The 22,960-nt window shown below is 65.4% G+C and carries 23 protein-coding genes; 10 read left to right on the top strand and 13 right to left on the bottom strand.

Annotated elements, in window-relative coordinates; translation table 11 throughout:
* Nucleotides 1-23: 23 nt before the first annotated feature.
* Complete coding sequence (locus tag BJ6T_RS21945) at nucleotides 24-1,040, bottom strand: carbon-nitrogen hydrolase family protein (protein ID WP_014494662.1); 1,017 nt, start codon at nucleotides 1,038-1,040, stop codon at nucleotides 24-26.
* 195 nt (nucleotides 1,041-1,235) lie between these two features.
* Between BJ6T_RS21945 and BJ6T_RS21940 the strand changes: the two genes are divergently transcribed.
* From BJ6T_RS21940 to BJ6T_RS21920, 5 genes are all read left to right on the top strand, one after another.
* The gene (locus tag BJ6T_RS21940; RefSeq protein WP_014494661.1) at nucleotides 1,236-2,192 is read left to right on the top strand and encodes an AraC-like ligand-binding domain-containing protein; all 957 of its coding nucleotides are present in this window, start codon (nucleotides 1,236-1,238) and stop codon (nucleotides 2,190-2,192) included.
* A 144-nt stretch (nucleotides 2,193-2,336) separates the two neighbouring features.
* Nucleotides 2,337-2,528 carry a hypothetical protein gene (locus BJ6T_RS21935; protein ID WP_014494660.1) on the top strand — a complete coding sequence of 64 codons (192 nt, stop codon included), beginning with the start codon at nucleotides 2,337-2,339 and terminating at the stop codon, nucleotides 2,526-2,528.
* Between the two features lie 115 nt (nucleotides 2,529-2,643).
* On the top strand, nucleotides 2,644-3,669 hold the full coding sequence (locus BJ6T_RS21930; RefSeq protein ID WP_014494659.1) for an aldo/keto reductase: 1,026 nt from the start codon (nucleotides 2,644-2,646) through the stop codon (nucleotides 3,667-3,669).
* A 185-nt stretch (nucleotides 3,670-3,854) separates the two neighbouring features.
* Nucleotides 3,855-5,276 (top strand): MFS transporter, encoded by a 1,422-nt coding sequence (locus BJ6T_RS21925; protein ID WP_014494658.1) that lies wholly within the window; start codon nucleotides 3,855-3,857, stop codon nucleotides 5,274-5,276.
* Between the two features lie 122 nt (nucleotides 5,277-5,398).
* Complete coding sequence (locus BJ6T_RS21920; protein WP_014494657.1) at nucleotides 5,399-5,854, top strand: PEGA domain-containing protein; 456 nt, start codon at nucleotides 5,399-5,401, stop codon at nucleotides 5,852-5,854.
* 71 nt (nucleotides 5,855-5,925) lie between these two features.
* Here BJ6T_RS21920 and clpA read toward each other — a convergent pair whose 3' ends face one another.
* The 3 genes from clpA to BJ6T_RS21905 form a co-directional block, all read right to left on the bottom strand.
* On the bottom strand, nucleotides 5,926-8,340 hold the full coding sequence (clpA, locus tag BJ6T_RS21915) for an ATP-dependent Clp protease ATP-binding subunit ClpA (protein ID WP_014494656.1): 2,415 nt from the start codon (nucleotides 8,338-8,340) through the stop codon (nucleotides 5,926-5,928).
* A 291-nt stretch (nucleotides 8,341-8,631) separates the two neighbouring features.
* Complete coding sequence (gene clpS / locus BJ6T_RS21910; protein WP_014494655.1) at nucleotides 8,632-8,964, bottom strand: ATP-dependent Clp protease adapter ClpS; 333 nt, start codon at nucleotides 8,962-8,964, stop codon at nucleotides 8,632-8,634.
* Nucleotides 8,965-9,820: 856 nt separating this feature from the next.
* Nucleotides 9,821-10,159, bottom strand: a complete 339-nt coding sequence (locus BJ6T_RS21905) for a phasin family protein (protein WP_014494653.1) — start codon at nucleotides 10,157-10,159, stop codon at nucleotides 9,821-9,823.
* A gap of 388 nt (nucleotides 10,160-10,547) precedes the next feature.
* On the opposite strand from BJ6T_RS21905, the gene BJ6T_RS21900 reads away from it, so the two are divergent.
* The gene (locus tag BJ6T_RS21900; protein WP_014494652.1) at nucleotides 10,548-12,398 is read left to right on the top strand and encodes a D-alanyl-D-alanine carboxypeptidase; all 1,851 of its coding nucleotides are present in this window, start codon (nucleotides 10,548-10,550) and stop codon (nucleotides 12,396-12,398) included.
* Nucleotides 12,399-12,615: 217 nt separating this feature from the next.
* Here the strand turns inward: BJ6T_RS21900 and BJ6T_RS21895 are convergent, their stop codons facing one another.
* The 4 genes from BJ6T_RS21895 to BJ6T_RS21880 all read right to left on the bottom strand — a co-directional run bounded on the left by BJ6T_RS21895 (nucleotide 12,616) and on the right by BJ6T_RS21880 (nucleotide 16,414).
* Entirely contained in the window at nucleotides 12,616-13,341 is a 726-nt protein-coding gene (locus BJ6T_RS21895) for a DnaJ domain-containing protein (protein WP_014494651.1), read from the bottom strand.
* A 59-nt stretch (nucleotides 13,342-13,400) separates the two neighbouring features.
* Nucleotides 13,401-14,144 (bottom strand): vWA domain-containing protein, encoded by a 744-nt coding sequence (locus tag BJ6T_RS21890; RefSeq protein ID WP_028169896.1) that lies wholly within the window; start codon nucleotides 14,142-14,144, stop codon nucleotides 13,401-13,403.
* 143 nt (nucleotides 14,145-14,287) lie between these two features.
* The gene (locus BJ6T_RS21885) at nucleotides 14,288-15,148 is read right to left on the bottom strand and encodes an alpha/beta fold hydrolase (protein ID WP_014494649.1); all 861 of its coding nucleotides are present in this window, start codon (nucleotides 15,146-15,148) and stop codon (nucleotides 14,288-14,290) included.
* 342 nt (nucleotides 15,149-15,490) lie between these two features.
* Nucleotides 15,491-16,414 (bottom strand): division plane positioning ATPase MipZ, encoded by a 924-nt coding sequence (locus BJ6T_RS21880; RefSeq protein WP_014494648.1) that lies wholly within the window; start codon nucleotides 16,412-16,414, stop codon nucleotides 15,491-15,493.
* Between the two features lie 284 nt (nucleotides 16,415-16,698).
* On the opposite strand from BJ6T_RS21880, the gene panC reads away from it, so the two are divergent.
* Nucleotides 16,699-17,550 carry a pantoate--beta-alanine ligase gene (panC, locus tag BJ6T_RS21875; protein WP_028169897.1) on the top strand — a complete coding sequence of 284 codons (852 nt, stop codon included), beginning with the start codon at nucleotides 16,699-16,701 and terminating at the stop codon, nucleotides 17,548-17,550.
* Nucleotides 17,551-17,627: 77 nt separating this feature from the next.
* Entirely contained in the window at nucleotides 17,628-18,377 is a 750-nt protein-coding gene (locus BJ6T_RS21870; RefSeq protein ID WP_014494646.1) for a COG3904 family protein, read from the top strand.
* A 99-nt stretch (nucleotides 18,378-18,476) separates the two neighbouring features.
* On the opposite strand, the gene BJ6T_RS21865 is transcribed toward BJ6T_RS21870, so the two are convergent.
* From BJ6T_RS21865 to BJ6T_RS21845, 5 genes are all read right to left on the bottom strand, one after another.
* Nucleotides 18,477-18,917, bottom strand: coding sequence for a DUF1489 family protein (locus tag BJ6T_RS21865; protein WP_028155001.1), 441 nt, complete (start codon nucleotides 18,915-18,917; stop codon nucleotides 18,477-18,479).
* Nucleotides 18,918-18,960: 43 nt separating this feature from the next.
* Nucleotides 18,961-19,944 carry a hypothetical protein gene (locus BJ6T_RS21860; RefSeq protein WP_014494644.1) on the bottom strand — a complete coding sequence of 328 codons (984 nt, stop codon included), beginning with the start codon at nucleotides 19,942-19,944 and terminating at the stop codon, nucleotides 18,961-18,963.
* 157 nt (nucleotides 19,945-20,101) lie between these two features.
* Nucleotides 20,102-20,293 carry a hypothetical protein gene (locus tag BJ6T_RS21855; RefSeq protein WP_014494643.1) on the bottom strand — a complete coding sequence of 64 codons (192 nt, stop codon included), beginning with the start codon at nucleotides 20,291-20,293 and terminating at the stop codon, nucleotides 20,102-20,104.
* A gap of 204 nt (nucleotides 20,294-20,497) precedes the next feature.
* On the bottom strand, nucleotides 20,498-20,866 hold the full coding sequence (locus BJ6T_RS21850) for a YidB family protein (RefSeq protein ID WP_014494642.1): 369 nt from the start codon (nucleotides 20,864-20,866) through the stop codon (nucleotides 20,498-20,500).
* Between the two features lie 89 nt (nucleotides 20,867-20,955).
* Nucleotides 20,956-21,618, bottom strand: coding sequence for a glutathione S-transferase family protein (locus BJ6T_RS21845; protein ID WP_014494641.1), 663 nt, complete (start codon nucleotides 21,616-21,618; stop codon nucleotides 20,956-20,958).
* Nucleotides 21,619-21,742: 124 nt separating this feature from the next.
* Here BJ6T_RS21845 and BJ6T_RS21840 point away from each other — a divergent pair, with 124 nt between their 5' ends.
* Together BJ6T_RS21840 and BJ6T_RS47350 are read left to right on the top strand one after the other, a co-directional pair.
* Nucleotides 21,743-22,459: a DUF599 domain-containing protein gene (locus BJ6T_RS21840; RefSeq protein ID WP_014494640.1), complete on the top strand. Its 717-nt coding sequence runs from the start codon at nucleotides 21,743-21,745 to the stop codon at nucleotides 22,457-22,459.
* Between the two features lie 260 nt (nucleotides 22,460-22,719).
* Nucleotides 22,720-22,935: a hypothetical protein gene (locus BJ6T_RS47350; RefSeq protein WP_155256729.1), complete on the top strand. Its 216-nt coding sequence runs from the start codon at nucleotides 22,720-22,722 to the stop codon at nucleotides 22,933-22,935.
* Nucleotides 22,936-22,960 lie beyond the last annotated feature (25 nt).

Genomic DNA, 22,960 nt, shown 5'->3' with positions numbered 1-22,960 from the left:
TTCCCTCCCCTTGATCCCGGCGATCAGCTCGCCGCCGCCGCGATGTCCGTGGGCTCAACGGTGTCGACCGGCAGCGCGAACTGCTCGACGCGCTGGTATCGCTTCTTGTTGAGCAGAAGCCGCGTCACGTCGGGCCGCGAATAATGCCCGGCAGGATCGGCAGCGTTCTTGGCAACACCGATGGCACCGAGATCGATCTCGGCCATCAGCAGCCCTTCCTGGTCCGGCGCCAGCTTGTCGCCGATCTGGCTGCCGTCGGGACCGTAGATCGCGGCGAATCCGCCGCCGACATGCAGTAGCGCGTTCTTGTCGGGCCGGTCGCAGAGCTCGTCGATCATGGCCTGCGAGACCGTCGCGCAAGGCGCGAGCACGAAGCAGGAGCCCTCCACCGCATAGACGCGCGAAGCGGCATTGTTGACCTCGGCGCCGAGCGCCGGCGCAAAGGGATCGTAGAGCGAGAAGCTCGGCCAGGCCGCGACATGCACCTGCTCGTTCTGGGCGTACATCGCGTATTTCGACAGTGGCTGGAGATGCTCCCAGCAGCACAATGCGCCGATGCGGCCGATGTCCGATCTTGCATGGACGGCGAGATCGCTGCCATCACCCTCGCCGTAGACCGTGCGCTCGGCATGGGTCGGCCGCAGCTTGCGGCGCTTTGCGATGGTCTCGCCGTCAGGCCCGATCAGCCATTGCGCGAGATAGAGACTGCCGCCGTCGCGCTCGGACAGGCCGAGCACGGCGGTGAGCTTTGCCTTGCGTACGGCGTCGCGTAGCCGCTCGGCCTGCGGACTGTCGTAGGACAGCGAGTTGTCGAAGTAGCGCTGCACGAAGCCGCGGCCGATCGCCCAGGCCGGCGAGTCCATCCAGATATGCCAGGGATAGCCGGGGATGAAGGCCTCCGGAAAGGCGATCAGCTTGGCGCCCTTCTCGGCCGCGTCCCTGATCAGCGCGATCGACTTGTCGATCGAAGCGTCGAGATCCAGCCAGGCGGGCGCCGCCTGTACCACCGCGACCTTGTATTTCGGATGTTCGATGCCCATTGCCGCCTCCATTGCCGGTTGATCGGAAGCCACGTCCGATGCAGTCTATTTGGCCAAGCCACCCGGCCGGGCGCTCGACCGCGGTGGAACAAAAACTCGACTGGCCGGGATCGCCGACGGGTACGGGACTTGCCTTCGGTCAGGCTGATCTGCGCCAACATACGGTTTGCAGGATGTGAAAGGGAGGCTGTCCAGATGCCCATCCAGTTCACGACAGACGGCAGCCCCGGCTACCGGCGGCTGGCGCTGTGGCAGGACATCGTCTGCGACGTCTTCGTCGGGCTCGACTGCAAGTCCGACCTCGGCAGCGCCTTTCGCGGCTCGGTCACGCAGGCCCCGCTCGGCAGGGCCGTGTGCTCCGAGGTCTGCTCCGACCGCCAGCACGTGTTCCGGACGCCGTCCCGCATCGCGCGTTCGGATCAGGATTTTGTCCTGGTCGCGCTCGGCAATCGCGGCGACGGTGGCGTGGTGCAGGACGGCCGCGAGACCGTGATCCATCCCGGCGAGTTCGCGCTCTACGACACGACGCGTCCCTATGAGCTGAAGTTCAACCACGCCTTCACGCAGACCATCTTCAAGGTGCCGCGCGAGATGTTGCAGCGCCGGCTCGGCGCCACCGAGACGCTCACCGCGATGTCGTTCGGCGCCGATGTGCCGCTCGAACGGCTCGCCTATGATTTCATCTTCAGGCTTTGCCAGAGCGCGGACCGACTTGCGCCGGACAACGCTGCGGCGTTGTCGGAGCAGGCCGTCGATCTGCTCGCGATGGCGCTGAGCGAACGGCTCGGCAAGACATCGCTGCCGTCCTCCACCCATCGCTCCGCCCTGCTCTATCGTTTGAAGGCCCACATCCGCGCTCACCTGGCGGATCCCGACCTCTCGCTGTCGGAGGCCGCGGCTGCACTCGGCATCTCGCCGCGCTATGTGAACGATCTCCTCGCCGACGAGGATACCTCGTTCCAGCGCCATGTGCTTGCCGAGCGTCTCGCCCAATGCCGGCGTGACCTCGCCTCGCCCGTGCTGGCCCATCGCCATGTCAGCGAGATCGCCTTCGCCTGGGGCTTCAACGACCTCTCGCATTTCGGCCGCGTTTTCCGCGAGCATTTCGGAATGTCGCCGCGCGACTTCAGGCAGAGCCAGTTGCGGCACTGACATCCAGCCAGCTATCACCTCGAGCCTTCGCTGCAGGCGAAGGCTCGGCTCGTCAATTCCAGATTGCCTTGTCCGGCTGCGCGCATCAGGCTGGCGTGCATGAGGACTCACGCCACCATATGCGGATCGGAGCTGTTGCTGGGTGTGATCGCGATCCGGCTCGCGGTGCTGGTCCTGGTGGGCTGGGGCCTGACGCTGCTGCCGCGGCAGGCGCGTGACGGCGAAGCTGCCTGCTTCCCCTCGCCCGCAACCAGGGTCGAGGCTCAGGCATCGGTGAAGTCGCCCGGCTCACGCGTTGCCCATGCAGCATTCGATGACATGCGCCTGCACGACTAGGCCATTCCCGAGCAAGGCCGGTATGTGAGCGCGTGATAGGACGCGGCCCGCGCTTGCATTACCATCGCCCCCAAGGCCGCACCGATCAACCAGCGGCCAGCCGAGGAGCATATCGATGGAATACCGACGCTTGGGCCGATCCGGCCTCATGGTGCCCGCTTTGAGCCTGGGAACGGGCACCTTCGGCGGCGTCGGCCGCCTTGCTGCATGGGGCACGACGGACGCGGCCGAGGCGCGGCGCCTTCTGGATATCTGCCTCGATGCGGGGGTGTCGATGTTCGACACCGCCAACGTCTATTCGCTCGGCGAATCCGAGCGCGTCCTCGGCGAGGCCATCAAGGGTCGCCGCGACAAGGTTCTGATCTCGACCAAGGCCACCTTCCGCTTCGGCGACGGGCCCAACGACATCGGCTCGTCACGGCAGCATCTGCTTGCGGCCATCGACGGTTCGCTGAGCCGGCTCGGCACCGATTACATCGACCTGTTCCAGCTTCACGGCTTCGACGCGTTCACCCCGCCTGAAGAGGTGCTTGCGACTCTCGACGTGCTCGTGCGCGCCGGCAAGATCCGCTATGTCGGCGTCTCCAACTTTTCGGGCTGGCACCTGATGAAGTCGCTCTCGGTTGCCGACAAGCACGGCTTCCCGCGCTACGTCGCCAACCAGACCTACTACTCACTGATCGGGCGCGACTACGAGTGGGAGCTGATGCCGCTCGGCGTGGACCAGGGGCTCGGCGCTGTGGTCTGGTCACCGCTCGGATGGGGGCGCCTCACCGGAAAAATCCGACGGGGTCAACCGAAGCCCGAGGTCAGTCGCCTGCCCAAGACCGCCGATTTCGGCCCGCCCGTGCCCGATGAGCACGTCTATCGCGTCGTCGAGGCGATCGACGAGGTCGCCAAGGAGACGGGCAAGAGCGTCTCGCAGATCGCGCTGAACTGGCTGCTCCAGCGTCCGACGGTCTCGACGCTGATCATCGGCGCGCGCAACGAGACGCAGCTGCGCGAAAATCTCGGCGCGGTCGGCTGGACATTGACCAAGGACCAGATCGCAAAGCTCGATGCCGCGAGCAAGGTGACACTGCCCTATCCCTACTGGCACCAGCGGGGGACTTTCTCCGACCGCAATCCGCCGGCGGTGTAGAGACGGCCAACTGCCCAACCGCTCGGCTCCCCGAGCCCTCTTGAAAGCGGTCCCGACTCTCGTTTTCCTGTGCCGGAAGGCCTGCTTCCGGCACAGGAACCGTCCGGGTCCTGCCGGGTTGCGATCCACCCTGCAATTTCCTAATTCGGGGATGACTCACGGCTCCAATCAGGCGCGCCTCCATCATGTCGTCTGCACCGATCGAGCATGCCGACGGCCTGCCGCAGCCGCAGCGCAACCAGGCGGTGCTGACGATTGCGCTCGGCATCATCATGGCGGTCGTCGACAGCGCCATCGCCAACGTGGCGCTGCCGACGATCGCAGCCGACCTCGATGCGAGCCCGGCCTTCTCGATCTGGATCGTCAATGGCTACCAGCTCGCGATCACGATCTCGCTGCTGCCGCTGGCATCGCTCGGCGAGATCGTCGGCTATCGCCGCGTCTATCTGGCTGGGCTCGTCCTGTTCACCCTCGCATCCGCCTTCTGCGCGCTGGCGCATACGCTGCCGTTGCTGACGATCGCGCGCATCATCCAGGGATTTGGCGCCGCCGGCATCATGAGCGTCAACGCGGCACTGGTGCGCTTCACCTACCCACGGAGCCAGCTCGGTCGCGGCATCGGGATCAACGCGCTCGTCGTCGCCTTCTCGGCCGCGGTCGGCCCGACGCTCGCCGCGGGCATCCTGGCGGTCGGAACCTGGCCCTGGCTGTTCGCCATCAACGTGCCGCTCGGTGCAGCGACACTGGTGCTCGGCCTGCGCAGCCTGCCGCACACAAAACCCGCCAGCCGTTCCTTTGACTGGCAGAGCGCAGGCCTGTCCGCGATCACGTTCGGCGTCGGCATCGCGGCCGTCGACAGCGTCGGTCATGGCGAGGCCGCCATCACCTGTCTCGTTCAATTCGCCATCGCCATCGTCGCGGGCGCGCTGCTGATCTACCGCGAAACCCACATGACCTCGCCACTGCTGCCGGTCGACCTGTTGCGCATCCCGGTGTTCGCGCTGTCGATCGCGACCTCGATCGCCTCATTCTGCGGACAGATGCTGGCCTTCGTAGCGATCCCCTTCTACCTCCAGAGCCGCTTCGGCTATTCGGCGGTGCATATGGGGCTCCTGATCACGCCCTGGCCGATCGCGGTGGCGTTCGCAGCCCCGCTCGCCGGCCGCTTGGTCGAGCATTATCCGGCCGGCCTGCTCGGCGGCATCGGGCTCACGCTGTTTGCCTGCGGCCTCGGCGCACTCGCCTTCCTGCCTGCAAGCCCGACACCACTCGACGTGATCTGGCGGATGGCGCTGGCGGGGGCCGGCTTCGGCCTGTTCCAGACCCCCAACAACCGCACGATGATCGCGGCCGCCCCGCGCGAGCGCGCCGGCGGCGCCAGCGGCATGCTGGGCACGGCGCGCCTGCTCGGCCAGACCACCGGCGCGGCGCTGGTGGCGCTGCTGCTCGGCCGCTATCCGACCGAGGGAACCAGGATCGCGCTCCTTGTCGGCGTCGGATTTGCGCTGTGCGGTGCAGCGCTGAGCATGCTGCGGCTGTCCCCCGCGGGCGCGCGCGGCGCCGAGCACGTCCGGGTGCAGGACGACCAGCGCCTGCGCGGCGAATAGCTCACGCCCAGGTTCTGCTGCCCTTACGCGCAACTTGTGCGTGGCTTAACTATCTGGACCAATGACGTATTGCCCTCCCGCTCCGGTTGCGCTTCATTGACGCGGGGAATAAGGGGCATTTCATGCGTTCATTTGGAATTGCGGCGCTCAGCGTCATGCTGGGCGGCTGCGCGTCTGTCACGCGCGGCACGACCGAAAACATCAGCATCTCATCGACACCGTCGGGCGTGGAAGCCGTCGTCAGCGGAATGGAAGTTCCGACCACCTGCACGACGCCGTGCTCCGTGGTCGTCAAGCGGAACGCCGACATCTCGATCACCTTCCAGAAGGAAGGCTATGAACCGCAGATCGTGCCGCTCAGCCGGGACATACCGACCTCCGGGGCCGCCGGCTTTGCCGGAAATCTCTTGCTCGGCGGTGTCGTCGGCATGGGCGTCGATGCTGCCACCGGGGCGGCAACCGATCACAAGCCAAACCCTGTCATCGTGACCATGCAGCCGTCAGCTCCCGCCCGCGCACGGCCACCCGCACCGAAGAAGCCGCGGCCGGCGGCGCCTGCGCCCGACACCGGCACCTAGCGCCTCGCAACAGCCACGCCAACAAAAAGGCCGGCTTTTCAGCCGGCCTTTTCAATTCATATCGCTCGCAATCAAGCCTTGACCAGCGGGCCCTTCGAGGTCGGCCCCTTCGAGCCGCCGGAGCCGCCACCGCCCGGCTTGGACTTGCCCGGCGGACGCTTGCGTGCGCCGGGCAGCTTCTCCTGCTTCGGCGTGATCGGACCGTCGAGGAACTCGAACCCGATCTTGTCCTTGGTCTCGTCGGCCTCGTCCTTGACCAGGACGACGCGAACGTGGCCGCCACCCTTGAGCTTGCCGAACAGCACCTCGTCGGCCAGCGGCTTCTTGATGTGCTCCTGGATGACGCGGGCCATTGGCCGTGCGCCCATCTGCTCGTCGTAACCATGCTGGACCAGCCAGGTCTTGGCGGGCTCGGACAGTTCGATGGTGACGTCGCGATCGCCGAGCTGAGCCTCGAGCTGCAGCACGAACTTCTCCACGACCGTACCGATCACCTCGACGCTGAGATGGCCGAACGAGACGATGGCATCGAGACGGTTGCGGAATTCCGGCGCGAACTGCCGGTTGATCGCCTCGTGGTCGTCGCCTTCCCGCTTCGAGCGCGTGAAGCCGAACGCCTGCTTGGCGAGATCCGAAGCACCCGCGTTTGTGGTCATGATCAGGATCACGTTGCGGAAGTTGACCTGCTTGCCGTTGTGGTCGGTGAGCCGGCCGTGATCCATGATCTGGAGCAGCACGTTGTAGAGGTCGGGATGCGCCTTCTCGATTTCGTCGAGCAGAACCACGCAATGCGGATGCTGGTCGACGCCGTCAGTGAGCAGACCGCCCTGGTCGAAGCCGACATAGCCGGGAGGCGCGCCGATCAGGCGCGACACGGTGTGCCGCTCCATGTATTCGGACATGTCGAAGCGCAACAGCTCGACGCCGAGCGACGCCGCGAGCTGCTTTGCCACCTCGGTCTTGCCGACGCCGGTCGGACCCGAGAACAAATAGCAGCCGATCGGCTTCTCCGGCTCGCGCAGGCCGGCACGCGCCAGCTTGATCGATGCGGCGAGCGACTCGATCGCCTTGTCCTGACCGAACACGGTGCGCTTCAGGGTCTGCTCGAGATGCTTGAGCACCTCGGCATCGTCCTTCGACACGCTCTTCGGCGGGATCCGCGCCATCGACGCGATCGTGGTCTCGATCTCCTTGATGCCGATGGTCTTCTTGCGCTTGTTCTCGGCCACCAGCATCTGCGCCGCACCTGACTCGTCGATCACGTCGATCGCCTTGTCGGGCAGCTTGCGGTCATGGATGTAGCGCGAGGAGAGCTGCACCGCCGCCTCGATCGCCTCGTTGGTGTACTTCAGCCGATGGTAGTCCTCGAAGTAAGGCTTGAGACCCTTGAGGATCGCGATCGCGTCCTCGACCGTCGGCTCGTTGATGTCGATCTTCTGGAAGCGCCGCACCAGCGCGCGGTCCTTCTCGAAGTGCTGGCGGTATTCCTTGTAGGTGGTCGAGCCCATGCAGCGGATCGTGCCCGAGGCAAGCGCCGGCTTGAGCAGGTTCGACGCATCCATCGCCCCGCCGGACGTCGCGCCCGCACCGATCACGGTGTGGATCTCGTCGATGAACAGGATGGCGTTGGGATGCGCTTCGAGCTCCTTCAGCACCTGCTTCAGGCGCTCCTCGAAGTCGCCGCGATAGCGGGTGCCTGCGAGCAGCGTGCCCATGTCGAGCGAGAACACGGTCGCAGCCGCAAGGACCTCCGGCACCTCGCTGTCGACGATGCGCTTGGCCAGGCCCTCCGCGATCGCGGTCTTGCCGACGCCGGCCTCGCCCACGAACAGCGGGTTGTTCTTCTGCCGGCGGCACAGCACCTGGATCGCCCGGTTGATCTCGGAATTGCGTCCGATCACCGGATCGATCTTGCCGTCGCGCGCCTTCTTGTTGAGGTTGACGCAATAGGTCTCGAGCGCTTCGCCCTTCTTCTTGGCGTCCTCGGTACCCTTTGCCTCGGTCTCCTCGTCGACGCCGCGCACCGGCCGCGCCTCGGAGACGCCCGGCCGCTTGGCGATGCCGTGGCTAATGTAGTTGACGGCGTCATAGCGCGTCATGTCCTGCTCCTGCAGGAAGTACGCGGCATGGCTCTCGCGTTCGGCGAAGATCGCGATCAGCACGTTGGCGCCGGTCACCTCTTCGCGGCCGGACGACTGCACGTGGATCACCGCGCGCTGGATCACGCGCTGGAAACCGGCGGTCGGCTTGGCGTCGTCGGCGCCATCCGTCACCAGATTCTCGAATTCGGTCTCAAGATAATTGACGAGGCTCGTGCGGAGCTTGTCGAGATCGACGCTACAGGCGCGCATGACGGCGGCTGCATCGGAGTCGTCGATCAGGGAGAGCAAGAGATGCTCGAGCGTCGCGTATTGGTGATGACGCTCGTTTGCGATCGCCAGCGCACGATGCAGGGATTGTTCAAGGCTTTGGGAAAAAGTCGGCATTCGCGTCCTCTATGGCCCCCACCATCATGATCGCCATCGCCCGGTCAGGCAACAACAACCTTTGTCACATATAGTTATACAAGACCGCGGCGAAAGACCGGTTCCGCGACTCAAATGGGCATTACGCGCCCACGGCATGCTCGATGCAAAACCCGTTCCGATTTGGGCAGAACTACCCATTTGGGCAGGATTGACGCCGCTGATTTTCGCAGGCTCACGCAGCAGGATGTGCTGCCGTCACATACCGCACGAACAGAACCGATCTAAACAACTCTGGATGTGAACGCGCAGTTATTTCTTTTCCATCACGCATTGCAGCGGATGCTGGTGCTTGCGGGCGAAGTCCATCACCTGCGTCACCTTGGTCTCGGCGATCTCGTAGGTGAATACGCCGCACTCGCCGATGCCGTGATGATGGACATGCAGCATGATCTTGGTCGCGGCCTCGATGTCCTTCTGGAAGAACTTCTCCAGCACATGGACGACGAATTCCATCGGCGTGTAGTCGTCGTTCAGGATCAGCACACGATACAGGTTCGGCCGTTTGGTCTTCGGCTTGACCTTGGTGATGACAGACGTATTCGGCCCCGTCGGTCCGCCCGAACGGTTCTCGTCATTGCTCATACGAGGAGCGTGGGCAGCGGCTTGCGCGGACAGGTCTACTCTGAAAGTCGGGTGCGGCATGGCTCAGGCGTTCAAATTCCCCACGGAAGCGAGTGACGGTCAGCCGCGCGGCCCCGCCCTTCGGAGCTTGCACGGGCGCGCCGCCTTGTTGGATCACCGCTTCCAACCGGTCCGGTCAAGCCCGGCTCGATTGTAGGGAATATGGGCCCGCCCCCGGCTCGCCGCAAGCGTGCAACGGTCTGGCCGATATGGTCGAGGCAGTCCCGATTCCCGGTCCGGCGATCCAGACCAAGGTTAGTCAATCCGGACCGATTTGACAAAAGTTTCGGCCCACACCGTTTAGAACATCTTGACCAGGAACCCGGCCGTTAAGCGGCAGCGGCGGCTTCGCGGGATCCCTCCGGCTTTCTACGGTCCCATCGAGCTGCCGTTCAACCGCGTGGCGCCTGGTGCGCATGCGCGTCGCCATGCGGCTCGACAACGCCGGCTCGATGGGCCCAGGACGGCAAGATGTCGGCGATGCAGACGGCCGCGAAGAACCTGGTCGATCAGCTCAGTGGCCTCGTGCTCCTCGCCGGCGGTCTCGATGTGCAGATCGCTGGTGGTACAGCAATGCCTCGCAGATCGACACGCGGCAGAAGAAGCTGCGCGACGACGACGCCAAGGCGGCGAGCATTGCGCGAGCGGCATCGACACGCTCTGTCCGGTGATGTCGGCGAGTCAGACCGTGTGGGCTTGACGTCGGTACGTCGCTGTCGACGCTGCGCGTGGCGCGCTGAACCGGATCTCTGTCGCGACAACAAAAAAGCCCGGCTGAACCAGCCGGGCTTTTCGATTCCAGGAGTTCCAGAGGACGTTAGTTGGCAGCCGGGGTGAACTTCGAAACGATGGTCTCGACCGGCTTGAACGCCTGCTTGGCGAGGTCGCTGTAAAGGCCGGCGATCTTCTGCGATTCCGCAACGAAGGTCTCGTAGCTGGAACGGGCGAAGTCGGTCTGCGCTTCCACGGCCTTGTCCAGCGACTTCACGCCGGAAAGCTTCTCGACGAAGGACTTGGTGTCTTCGAACGACTTCTTGGTGTAGTCGCCATACGCGCTGGCGATCGCCTGGAGGCCATGCTGCATCGAGGTCGCGGAAGCAACGCACTGCTCGAACTGCTCTTTCCCGTAGCTCTGAAAGTCTTCAACCTTGAACATTTCGGAATCCTTTTCCCTGGCTCTGGTCCGGAAGCCCCGGCTCCCTGACTCCGCCCAAAAATAGTGCAACGCACAAAAAAGTCAAGAATCTTGTGCGACGCACAAAATTAGATGCAAATCGCTGAAATTCCCGGGGTTTCCCGCAATGGTTCCTTAAGCTTTTGGAAACCGCGGACCCCTACCCTGATTCCCTGGACGTGTTCAGCTTCAGCGAATGGTCAAAAGCCGTTCGAGAACATCACCTTAGCCAGAACAGCGGCTCAGGCCCAACGTTTCCCGCAGCGAACACCAGCGGAGGGACAGCCTGAGCAGGTAATGATCCCAGGTCCTATGGGCACAATTTCGCCCCACGGGCCGGTGATCAAGTCAGAAACGGGGACGGGGTTTCATGCTTCGTAAAAACTTGTCTTCCTCGCGCTTGGCGCGGGTTGGCGTTTTCGGGCTTCTTACGGTCACCGCCGTAGTCATCTTCACCGATGCTGCCGAGGCACGGCGTCACCGGCGCCAATACGCGCACCACCGGGTGCAGCGCGATGTGTCCGAGAGCTCCAGCCCGAAATTCGCATCGATCATCGTCGACGGCAATTCCGGCTCCGTGCTCCAGGCAACGAGCCCAGACGGAATCCGCCATCCCGCCTCGCTCACCAAGATCATGACGCTCTATCTGCTGTTCGAGCGCCTGGAGTCCGGCAGGATGAAGCTCGACACCGAGATGCCGGTGTCGCAGCACGCCGCCGATCAGGATCCGACCAAGCTGAACCTGCGCGCCGGCCAGACCATCCGCGTCGAGGACGCGATCAAGGGTCTCGTCACCCGCTCGGCCAATGACGCAGCCGTGGTGATCGCGGAAGCGATCGCCGGCGACGAGGACGACTTCGCCACGATGATGACGCGCAAGGCGCGCTCGCTCGGCATGTCCAAGACGGTCTACCGCAACGCCAACGGCCTTCCCAACGACGAGCAGGTCACGACCGCGCGCGACCAGGCCACGCTCGGCCGCGCCATCCAGGAGCGCTTCCCGCGCTACTACCGCTATTTCGCGACCTCGACGTTCAATTGGCGCGGACAGTCGATCCGCAACCATAACCACCTGCTCGGCAGCGTCGAGGGCGTGGACGGCATCAAGACCGGCTACACCCGCGCCTCCGGCTTCAACCTCGTGACCTCGATGCGCCGCGGCAACCGCCACCTGATCGGCGTGGTGCTCGGCGGCCGCAGCGGCGGCTCGCGCGACGCCATCATGCGCAACCTGCTCGCGGAGAACCTCGAGAAGGGCGCGACCACCCACACCGTCGTCGCCGTCACCGAGCGCAACGGCGCAGACGCCAATACCGATGTCGCCGATGCACCGGAGACCCCGGCCCGTCCCGCTTCGCAGGTCCAGCAGGCTGCGGCCGCCCCTGCCCCCGAAACGGCCCCGCAGCGCCTCGCCTCGCGCCTTTCAGCGCTGGCGGCTGCGACCGCCGCGATGCCGCCAGCTCAAGCCAGGCCGGACACCAGCAAGCCCGAGGTCAGGCCGACCGAATCCAGGATCGAGCCGGCGCCGCTCACCAACGGCGTGATCTCGAGCCAGCCGCTCTCCATCATCCCCGGCTCGTCCGAGCCGATGAAGCCGGTCCGGGTGAAGACTGTTCAGGTCAAGGCCGGCACCGTGAAGGTCGCCTCCGCCGCCCCGGCTCAGGTCGCACCGCAGGTCACGAGCACGGTTGCGGCCCGCTCCGACATCGCGGAAACCTCCGGCGCCGTCGTCGCCCGCGCCGATCTCATCAACAAGCCCGAGATGGCGAGCCAGCCGGAAACGCCGAAGGCCGAGCTCGCCCGCGCCGAGATGCCCCGTCAGCCGGCGGGCTTCGGTACCGGCAATGGCATCCTCGGTGTGCTGCCGGCCGCAACGGCCGCCGCGCCCGCTCCGCCTGCTGCGAAGCTCGCTTCGGCCGATCCCGTGCCTCAGCCGATCCAGATGAGCGCCACCACCAAGCCGGTCGTCACCCATAGCGGCTGGATCGTCCAGGTCGGCGCACTCGAGAGCGAGAACGAAGCCCAGCAGCGCATCGACGCCGCGCGCAGCTCGGCCCGCGGCCTGCTCAGCAAGGCCGACCCGTTCACCGAGCCGGTCCTCGCCAAGGACAATCGCAAGCTTTACCGGGCCCGTTTCGCCGGGCTCGAGCGGGACCAGGCCGAAGCCGTCTGCCGCGCCCTGAAGCGCGCCGACATCTCCTGCATCACCGTCCGCAACTGATTGCCGTACCGCTCCAATCAAAATGCCCGCGCGTTGCGCGGGCATTTTTGTTTGGGGGATGCAGCGATGCCAGTTCCGCGACAACCTCTCGTCAAGGATTTACGGTTAAAACTTTACTCAAGGGATCGACCAGGCCGACAAAGGCGGGCATCGGGGCGACGGCAGACAGAGCAAGCGGAGCTTACGCGGTACGGGCGTTTGTAGCGTAGTGCCGGAGTTAGCCGTTATGCGTGCGAAGCAGAGTATCCTTGGCCTCGTTCACACGGGCAGCGAGATACGTCGAGCCCCCCTGGTCGGGATGGAGTTTCTTCATCAGGGACTTGTGCGCCCGGCTGATGTCGTCGCGCCCCGCGCCCGGCTGCAGGCCAAGGATCTGATAGGCTTCCTCCGCCGTCATTTTGCCGCTCGGCGCCGTGCGGCGCTGCCGCCCTGCCGCATCGCCCTGCGCGTTCTGACGCCAAGCGGGAAACCGGCGGTCCAGATAGCTTTCAAGTAGGGCCACGCTCTCGGCGTCGAACGCCGGAGCCATCGCCAGCAGGCCAGCGAGATCGAACTCGTCGAGATCGCGCCCGGCGTGAGGGCCGGCGATGATCTGGCCCGCGAGCTGACCTGAATCGTGGTCGAGCCGCATGTCCAGGAATTGCGATCGTACGCGCGAGGCCTGTCCGGCCGGGCGCGTTGCGCCACCGCCGAACAGCCCGCCGATATTGCCGAAGCCGGCATTCGCCAGCGGCGTCCAGCCCAGGAGCCCGGCGCCGAAAATCCCGAGTGGGATCGCCACCGCCAGCTCGCCCCGCAGGCCAGTAAACGCTGCGACCGCGAGCGCCACCACGCCGCCACCGAACTTGATGATGCGCGCCAGCACCGCCGGATTGGCGGAGCGGAACATCTGGAGCAGCAGATAAAGCGTGATAACGGCGACGGCGCCGGCGATCAGGGTCATGGCCGGAATATAGTCGCCCTCACGGCAAAATGCATGGCGTCCGTCTTCGATGCGGACCGCTACTTCATCTGCCCGATCAGCTTGGCCGCACCGCTCGCACTCTTGGCGAGTTTCAACAGCGCCTCGCGGCCGCCAGCGGCATAAGCCGCGGCCGCGCGCAGCAGCTCGCGGAGCTGCGCCGCCGCGCCGGGATCGAACCGGCACCAGGCCCCGCCGGTCAGCCGCGCGATCTCGCGAAAGGCCTGCTCGGCCACCGCGTCGGCGCCTTCCTGAAACACGAATACGGGCACCTTGAGCATCCCGAGCTCGCCGGCGATCGCGCAGAGCTCGTCGACCTTCTCCTCCATGGCATCGCCGACGAAGACGACCGCACGCACGCCCGAAGCAACCGCCTCGCGCCGCACGTCGCTCAGCACCTTGCCGATCTGGGTGTCGCCGCCGCGACAGTCGATCTTGCTCATCAGCGTCGCGAGCTTGGCGCTGTCGGAGATCCAGCCCGTGGCGCGACACTCGTTCAAGCCGCGATAGTAGACGAGCCGGATGTCGAGGCTGCCGATCGCTGCGGCCTCGCGGAACATGTCCGCCTGGAGCGCGCAGGCCATGTCCCAGGTCGGCTGCCGGCTCATCGTCGCATCGAGCGCGAAAATCAGCCGCCCCTTCGCGCCGGGGGCATGCGGCGACAGCGCACGCGCCTTGGCGACGAACGCGGCGATGTCCTCCGCGGTGCTGGCTTGAGGCAGCGTGCCGCCGGTTTGGCCCGAGACGGCATCACGGCCACGCGGTTTGACGGGTTCGCCGGGCATCCCTGCTCGCTTCTTGCGTGAGCGGCTAATGTGGATAGCGCCTGCGGCCCGGTCAATGTGCAAAGCCTCCGCGGGCGGATGCCAGCGGAGGCTTTGCAGGTCGTGCAGACGATCGGCGGTGTCGGTGTCAGCCTGTGTCGGTGTCAGCTCTTGGCAGGCGCCATCAGAGCGACCGGACCGGGCTCCAGGATATTGGGCGGGGCCGAGCGCGTATCGACCGGCGCCACGCCGCTGTCGGTATCGGTCAGGAACTTGTCGAGCATGCCCTGGATCGAATTCTTGGCCGCATCCGGACCGGTGTCGCGCATGTCGTTGTGCTGGAATTCGGTCTTCACGACCTGGATGCCGGCCTTCTCGCATTCCTCGTCGGTCGGAATGACACCCGCGTCGGTCTTGAACTGCGGATCCTGCGAACGGAACGACAGGATCTTGAACTTGCCGGCGGTGACGAAGGGCACGCGCAGATTATCGAGCGTGACGACCTTCTTGACCTCATCCGGATACTGCTTGGCGAAATACATCGTGATGTCGCCGCCCATGGAGTGGCCGACCATCGTCACCCTGTCGTAATCGGCGTTGGGCTGAACCTTCTTCATCTCCTGCATGGCGAGATGGATGTTGGCAACGCCGCGCAGGATCTGCGGCAGCCGGCCGACATAGAGCTCGCCGGGCTTGGTGACCATGGGAGGATCGGTCGGCAAATCATGCTGCGGGCTCACGACCATGTAGCCGCGCGCCGCGAAGATGTTGGCGAGGAAGCCGTACTCGGTATTCTTGACGGTGTTGCCGTGATTGATCACGGCAACCGGCAGCGTGATCATGCCGGCATTGGCCTGCATTTCCTTGTCGCGGCGAACCGCGATATCGACAGGCACGGGACGGTTGTCGCGCGAGGCGTCGTAGAAGGTGATGGTCTCGTGCTTGATCGCCCACTTGCTCGCCGTGAAATAGGCGACGCCGCAGAGGGCACTGACCGAAACCAGAACGGCAATTCCACGCTTCATTTTCGTCCTCAGCCTCAGGCTCTTGCGGCCTGAATCCCTGTTGAAAATCGTGTTCTTCCGGGGCTCTTCGGCCCCTGGTCGCCTATTCCCTAATATATGTCACAGCCGCGTGACAGGAAGGCTAAATATTGTGATCCGTCAGCCCTTTCATTGTGCGGCGCACACGTTTCTTGGGCATCCCGTTCTTAGGCGGCTACGTCAGGTGCAGGCCACCATCCGGCGCAACCGGTCTCGATTTGGTTCTATTTCACGGTAAACACAGGGTGAAACGGCTAAGTCCGCCCTCAGTTCCGGCGGGAACCGGCAGCTTCAATCGACTGGAAGTAGCGATATACCGCCGGCTCAGGCGCCGAGGATGTCGTGAACCTCGAGCGGCTTGTCGACCTGGCTGAACCACTCGGCGCGATTTGCCGCACGGCGGCGACCGCGTTCGTCGAGCGGCAGCTTGAGCTGGCGGAGCAGGCCCGTCACCTCTTCCCGCGCAGTGAGATGGCCAAGGTTGGGCCGCATGCCGAGCGTGGCCTCGTCGATCTCGTCGAGCGCGGTCAGGCCGCGCGGAAAAAATTCGCGATAGACGACGCGCTCGGCGAAGCCGTCGACGTAGCGGAAGCCGAGCCGCAGCGACAAATCCTTGAGGCCCTCGGCGACGAGCTGCTTGTTGCGAGAGCCGAGCATCGACAGGCGGTTGCGCACGACGATCCAATCGGTGCTGGAGCCGTCGAGCTGGCGGCGCTTGCGCCTGACGTCCCGCACCATCTCGGCATAGTGGCTCTCGCCCGTCACTGCGTAGTTGGCGGGATCGACGGTGCCGAGCACGTCGAAATCGAGGAAGCTGTCGTTGATCGGCGTGACCAGCGTGTCGGCCATCGAGTGCGCCAGGCGCATCAGATAGCTGTCGGTGCCCGGCGTATCGATGACGATGAAGTCGAAATTGCTCTCGACCGCCGAGACCGCCTCCATGAACTGCAGGAACTCGGAATTCTCGTTCTCGGCGATCTGCATGGTCTCGCCGAGCTTGATGCAGCGATGCACCGGCAGCTCGAGGCCGAGGCCGGTGCGGCGCGCCCAGGCGGAACGGTTGCCGATGTAGCGGGTAAAGCTCTGCTGACGGCAGTCGAGGTCGATGGTGGCGACGCGCTGGCCGGCCTTCAGCAGCGCGACCGCGATGTGCAGGGCGGTGGTCGACTTGCCGGAGCCGCCTTTTTCGTTGCCGAGCACGACAACATGCGCCGAGCCGGATTGGCCTTGGCTAGCCTGCACAAGCATAGCGATCCTCAACACCCCTGATGAATATCTTCAAGTTGGTCGCGTCTGCGGTCAAGTGAAATGCGTGACATGAATTTCAAATCGCACTGCGCCGTTCTTCATCATGATTAGCAGCGCCGCTGTGCGTCGATGATCCACCCCACGATGTCGCGACATCGTGCGCGGCCTACGCGGGATGCTGTGCCGCATCCGAATGCATGGCGTCGACGATCGGCGCTTGTTAAGGTTAGCCGGCCGGGCGCCGGGACGCGCCCGCTTCCCATTCCCAACCCTGTCGAGTCGTGATGTCACGAAGCCCCTTGATCGCCCGCACGGTCCCCGCCTTGCGACGCGCCGTCGACAATCTTCGCAAGCGAAAGGCCACGATCGCGCTGGTCCCGACCATGGGGGCCCTCCATGACGGGCATGTGTCGCTGGTGCGCCTCGCCAAGCGGCGCGCGAGTCGCGTCGTGGTGTCGATCTTCGTCAACCCGACCCAGTTCGCCCCGACCGAGGACTTTGGTGCCTACCCGCGCACCTGGAAGTCCGATCTCGCCAAGCTCGCCGCCGAGGACGTCGACATCGTCTGGCACCCCGGCGCCGAGGCGATGTATCCGGAAGGCTTTGCGACCCGCATCGTGCCGGAGGGGCCGGCGCTGGCCGGCCTCGAGGACCGCTTCAGGCCGCACTTCTTCGGCGGCGTCGCCACCGTCGTCGGCAAGTTGTTCACGCAGTGCCGGCCGGATGTCGCGATCTTCGGCGAGAAGGACTTTCAGCAGCTGCGGGTGGTGACGCAGATGGCGCGCGACCTCGACCTCGGCGTCAAGGTGACCGGCTCCCGCACCGTGCGCGAGCGCGACGGGCTCGCGATGTCTTCGCGCAACGTCTATCTTTCGCCGGAGGAGCGGCAGATCGCGACCACGCTGTACCGCGCCATGAAGGACAGCGCCGGGCGCATTCGCGCCGGCGAAGCGATCGCATCCGCGATGGCGCGCGGCGCCGGGATGATCACGGCGGCCGGCTTTGCGCTCGACTATTTCGAGGCGCGCCATGCCGAGACGCTCGCGCCGGTCACCTCGCGCAAGGACGGCCCGCTGCGGATCCTGGTGGCGGCCAAGCTCGGCACGACCCGGCTGATCGACAATATCGCGGTGTAACCCGCGAGGGTCGATCTTGCGCGTTGCCTCGCCCGGATGGATGATCGGGGCGAGCAAACGAGCCGACCGGCAGGGGCATGTCATTCATCCGCACGATGATCGTGAACGGCGGGCTGGCGCTTGTCGCCGCGACTGCCGCCCAGGCACAACAGCGCCCGCCGATCGGCCTGTACGGGTCGCCGCCGGATGCGATGATCTTCTACGTTGCCCATGGCGCTGCCGGGGCCTGCGGACCGGGCTGCTCCGACTGGATCGCCGCCGAGGGCACGGTGCAATGGGACAGCTACAAGCGGCTGATCGCGATTCTCGATCGCCAGGCGGGACACAAGCTGCCGCTCGTCATCCATAGCTGGGGCGGCTCCAACCTCAATGTTGCGGTCAGCATGGGCCGCATCCTGCGCGACCGCGGCCTGGATGCCACCGCCGGCGCGACCGAGGTCGAGGCCTGCGCCGGCAAGCCGGAGGCCGATTGTTTTGCGCTGAAGCGCCCGGGCGGACCGCTCGATGCCAAGGTGTCCTTGCCGGATCCGGCGTGCGATTTCGCGTGCGTCCTCATGCTCGCCGGCGGGGTGCATCGCAGCCTCCCGCAAGGTGCGACGGTGGTGCTGGCCGGCCGCTCCATCCGCAATCGCCGCGCGCCCAACGTGGCGCCCGAACAGCGCGAGAGCCTGACGGCGATCTTTGGCGAGCAGTATCGCAAGTACCTGCACGAGATGGGCGTCGAGCCCGAACTGGTCGACATCATCGACGCCATCGGCGAAGGCGGACGTCCGGTCGTGATGCCGCCGTCCGACTGGGCGCGGCTGCACATCGTCACGTCGCCATGAAGCGCGATGAGATCATCGTGCTTCATGGTTCTTGTTTGAGCATGATCTTTCCGGAAAACCGCTGCGCACTTTTCCGGATCATGCTGTAGAGCGGCCGCGTCAGAGCAGTCCGAGATCGCGCAGCTCGCGCCGCATCGGCTCCGGCATCGCCGCGATCGAGCCGGCGGCCGACTTGCCGAGATCGGGCGGCACGGAATCGTCGCTGAGGTAGCGCCAGCCCTGGAACGGCCGCATCGGCCGCGGCGATACCGAGATCACCTTCGGCTGCATCACGATCCGGCAACGGCCGATGCCGTCCTTGTCGCGGAACGGCTCGATGCCGATGATCTTTTCACGCGCGGCGATCTCGCCCTTGATCACCCAATAGAGCGATCCGCCCGCCAGGATCTCGGCGTCGCGCTTGGGCACCATGCGGGTGATGTGGATGTGATGTTGCGGCAGACCCTTCTTCTTGGCGGTCTGCATCCGTTCGGCGACCCACCCCTTCAATTCCTTGACGGAGTCGCAGCCGACGGCGAGCTTGATCAGATGTAGCGGCATGCCCCCAGCATTAACCGGGCAGCCACGCATTTGGAATGCCGAACTATTCGTTATCCGCAGCCGCAGGGGCCGGAGCCGGCGGGGCGAGCGGAACCGGTGCTGCGGCCGGCGCACGCGCGGCCTTCGGCGCCGGCGGCTTCTTCGCAGCCGGCGCCGCTGGAGCAGCGGCCTGCGCCGAGGCCGGAGCGGACGCGCGCGGCGCCGAGGCTGCGCCTCCGGCAGGCGCGGCCTGTCGCACCGCCGCCGTGGGCTCCGGATTCATGATGCTCACCGGCGGCGTCGATGACGCGCTCGGGAACTCCGCATTGGTCGGCCTGCCCGTCGGCATCGATGGCGGCATCCCGGCGAGCGCCGCGGTGGCCGGCATCGCCGGCGCCGTTGCGGGTGCATTCCAGCCCGGCGCATAGCGCGCGACCAGGGTGTCGTAGAGATGGGAATCCATGTTGGCGGCGACCCGCTGCTGATCGGTCAGCGAGCGGAAGGCGGGGCAGTCGAACTGCGTACAGCCGTCGCGCGCGACCAGCACCTGCGCGACGAGGCCGTAGCGGTCGCGCTCCAGCGCCTTGCGCAGCACCTTCATGTCCAGCGTCAGGCTCTTCTCGGCGGTCGCGGCATCGCCGAGCACGGTGAGCCGGTCGATCCGCGCGGCGGTGTAGGAGACGGCCGCGGCCGCCGCGTCGGGCGAGCCGAACAGCGCCTTCTCGCAACCAATCGCCACGGCATTGCCGGCGAGATCGTCGAGACAGGACAGCGCCGGCAGGCTGGCGACGACCGCGCTCTGCGCGCGCGCCTCGCCCGGGGCCGCCTCCTCCACCGGACCGTAGACGCGCACGGTGGCAGCTACCGCGATGGCAATGGAAAGCAGCGTGATGACGGTCAGCGCGCCGTTGGCAACCGACCTTTCGGCGCGCAGCAGCGTGATCAGGAGAACCAGTCCGAGGAAGCCGGCGGCTACCAGGATCATCCACATCGGAACGGCCTGCGCGCGCCCGATCTGGTCGAACGAAGTGGCCCATGCCCAGTTCATGCGCGACGTCCCCTCACGCGAGCAAAGAGCGAATGGTCAAAGCGAGCCCCCGCGAGTCGGCAACTGCCCCCGGTTCACCATGTCGAGGCGAAGCGGGCCTTTTGACGGCGAGCGAAGCGAATTCGTCCGCGATGTCAACGCGCGGCACCGTCATCCGTCAGGATTGGGCGAGCTGGCTTTCCTTGGCGACGCGCTCGAAGGCTTCAGTCGAACTTTTGATGCGGTACTGGCAGTCGTCGCCATCCGTCGGCAGCAGGCGGATGATCTCGTATGAGCCACTCGCAGCCGGGCGCGCGACGTTGCTGGCAGTGAACAGTACGCGCGTTCCCACGGGGAATTTATGCTTCAACGCCCATCTCCATGACTCAAACAGCGCCGGCCGTGCCCAGGGTCCCACTGCGACGGACCGGCTGAAAACCCGGCGTGACATATAGCACGCAATGCGACGTTTTGGCCAGCGGTATACAGGCATGGCAAATAGGCCGATCCAGCAGTATTTTCAGGACGATAGTGCGGGAACCGGTGGTGGAGGATACCGCTGGAACCGGCTCCCTCAGGCGGTGTGGGGCAGATGCCCCTCTGGGCTTGCCTGGTCCACGGCCTTGGGCAGTTCCTGGGCCAGAATCTGGCCGAGCTGGTCGACCGGGATGTTGTAGCGCGCCGCGAGCTGGCGAACGGTGTCGCTGCCGAGCACCGCGCGGAGCTGGTCGGCCGAGATCGGCAGGTTCTGGCCATTGCCGAGCCAGGATTTGACCTGATCACCGAAACCGGACTGCTGGAGCTTGGCGACGATTGCGCTGAGGCCACTCTGGTTGTTGCTGCCGAGCACCTCGTTCAGCACCGCCGGCAGGACCGCGGCGCCGAGCTGGCCGAGCGCGCTGCGAAGCGCAGGGTTGTTTTCCAGCGAGTCCAGAATTCCCATCACCGTGCCCTCTCCCAAGCGATCTTTCCGCGGCGACTGAGCGCCGCCAGCTTGCACATCGTCAAGCGGCGCCCGATCACATTCGCGGGTTAGACGTTCTCGAATTTCTCGATGACGAGCGTTTCGGCGATCCCGTCGCGGGTCCATTCCTGGAACGCCGGCAACGCCATCATCGTGTCCATGTAGGCCCTGGTCTCCGGCGTGACCTCGATCGCGTAGGTGCGGAAACGGTGCACGACCGGGGCGTACATCGCATCCGCCGCACCGAAGCGGCCGAACAGGAACGGTCCCTTGGCACCGTAGCGCGCCCGGCACTCCCGCCAGATCTCCTGCACGCGCGCGACGTTGGCCTCGGCGTCCGCCGACAGCGTCACGGCGCCCACGGGGCGGTGCAGGTTCATGCCGCATTCGTTGCGCAAGGCCATGAAGCCGGAATGCATCTCGGCGCACACCGAACGGGCGTGCGCGCGGGCGGCGACATCGTCGGGCCACAGCTTCGCTTCCGGATAGCGCTCGGCGACGTACTCGATGATGCTGAGCGAATCCCACACCGTGATGTCGCCATCGACCAGCACCGGCACCTTGCCGGCGCGGCTGAATGACAGGATCTGATCCTTGTCGGCGGGATTATCCGTGTAGAGCGGAATGACGGTCTCGACGAACGGGATGTCATTGGCGCGCAGTGCGAGCCATGGCCGCATCGACCATGACGAGTAGTTCTTGTTTCCGATCGCGAGCTTGAGCGCGGCCATGTCGCTGGTCCTTCCCTGAGTCCTCTGGATGCGGCTGCTTTTAGCGCCATCGCCTGCCGCCAATCAATCGTTGCCGCACCCGGCCGCGCGTGGCAATCGTTGCGATCTTCGCGAGGAGTGAGACATGGGCAGGCATTGGGTCGACATCACCGCGGTCGGCTTCTTCATCATCGAATGGCTGGTCTATGCCCTGACGCTGGAGCACTCGGCCTATGGCCGCGACAGCCTGTCGGCGCGCATGAACCGCTATCGCGAGGTCTGGGTCCGCCGCCTGCTCGACCGCGACACCCGCATGGTCGACATGCAGATCATGGCCTCGCTCCAGAACGGCACCGCCTTCTTCGCGTCCACCAGCCTGTTCGCGCTCGGCGGCGCGCTGGCATTGCTGCATGCCACCAACGACGCCATCACCATCCTCGCCAAGCTGCCGATCGATCTCAGCCCCTCGCCCGCGCTGTGGGAGCTGAAATGCGTCGGCCTCGTGCTGATCTGCGTCTACGCCTTCTTCAAATTCGCCTGGGCCTATCGCCTGTTCAATTATGTCGCGATCCTGTTCGGCGGCATGCCGCCGGCTGACCGGCGCGATACGCCCGAGGCCGAGGCCCACGTCATCCGCACCTCGCGCCTGTTCGAATCCGCCGGCCGCCACTTCAACCGCGGCCAGCGCGCCTTCTTCTTCGCACTCGGCTATCTCGGCTGGTTCGTCAGCCCCTGGGTGCTGTTCGTGACCACGGCGGCGGTGGTGATCGTCACCTGGCGAAGGCAGTTCGCATCGAGCGCATGGGCGGCGATGGCGCCGGAGGAGATGGATGGTACCGAGACGCGGAAGCGCGGCTATTGAGGCATCTGCTGCGCGCGAGCGAAGGGTGGCACGCGTTTTCTCCACACCGTCACTGCGAGCGCAGCGAAGCACTCCAGAATCTTTTCACGGTGACAGTCTGGATTGCTTCGCTACGTTCGCAATGACGACACGACTGGCTCCGTCATCCCAAGACGCGAGGCCTGCCCACACCGCAATATCCCGGCCTACTTCCTGCGCATCGTCCCGGACCGGCAATCGAATCTGGCCACAGGCCGATCCATCTGCCAGAGCTCCACGTCGTGACCGTCGACGAGCCGCTCCGCGGAGCTGATCGCGGCTTCGTCGTCGATGCAATCCATGTGGATCATTCTGATGGGACGATCGTGTACCCCAACGATCAATGCACGGTAAGCGGACATTTTGGTCTCCAAGGCAAGGCGCGATTGCAAGCGCGGGCCGAAAGAATGGCGCTGACGGCATTTGAATGCGATGGGGAGTGCATCGTCTGTTTATAAGCGCGGCATAAGTTGCCGGCAGCCC

The organism is Bradyrhizobium japonicum USDA 6 (genome assembly GCF_000284375.1).
GTDB lineage: Bacteria > Pseudomonadota > Alphaproteobacteria > Rhizobiales > Xanthobacteraceae > Bradyrhizobium > Bradyrhizobium japonicum.
The sequence above is the reverse complement of the archived record's forward strand: the minus strand, read 5'-3'. Positions and strand labels throughout refer to the sequence as shown.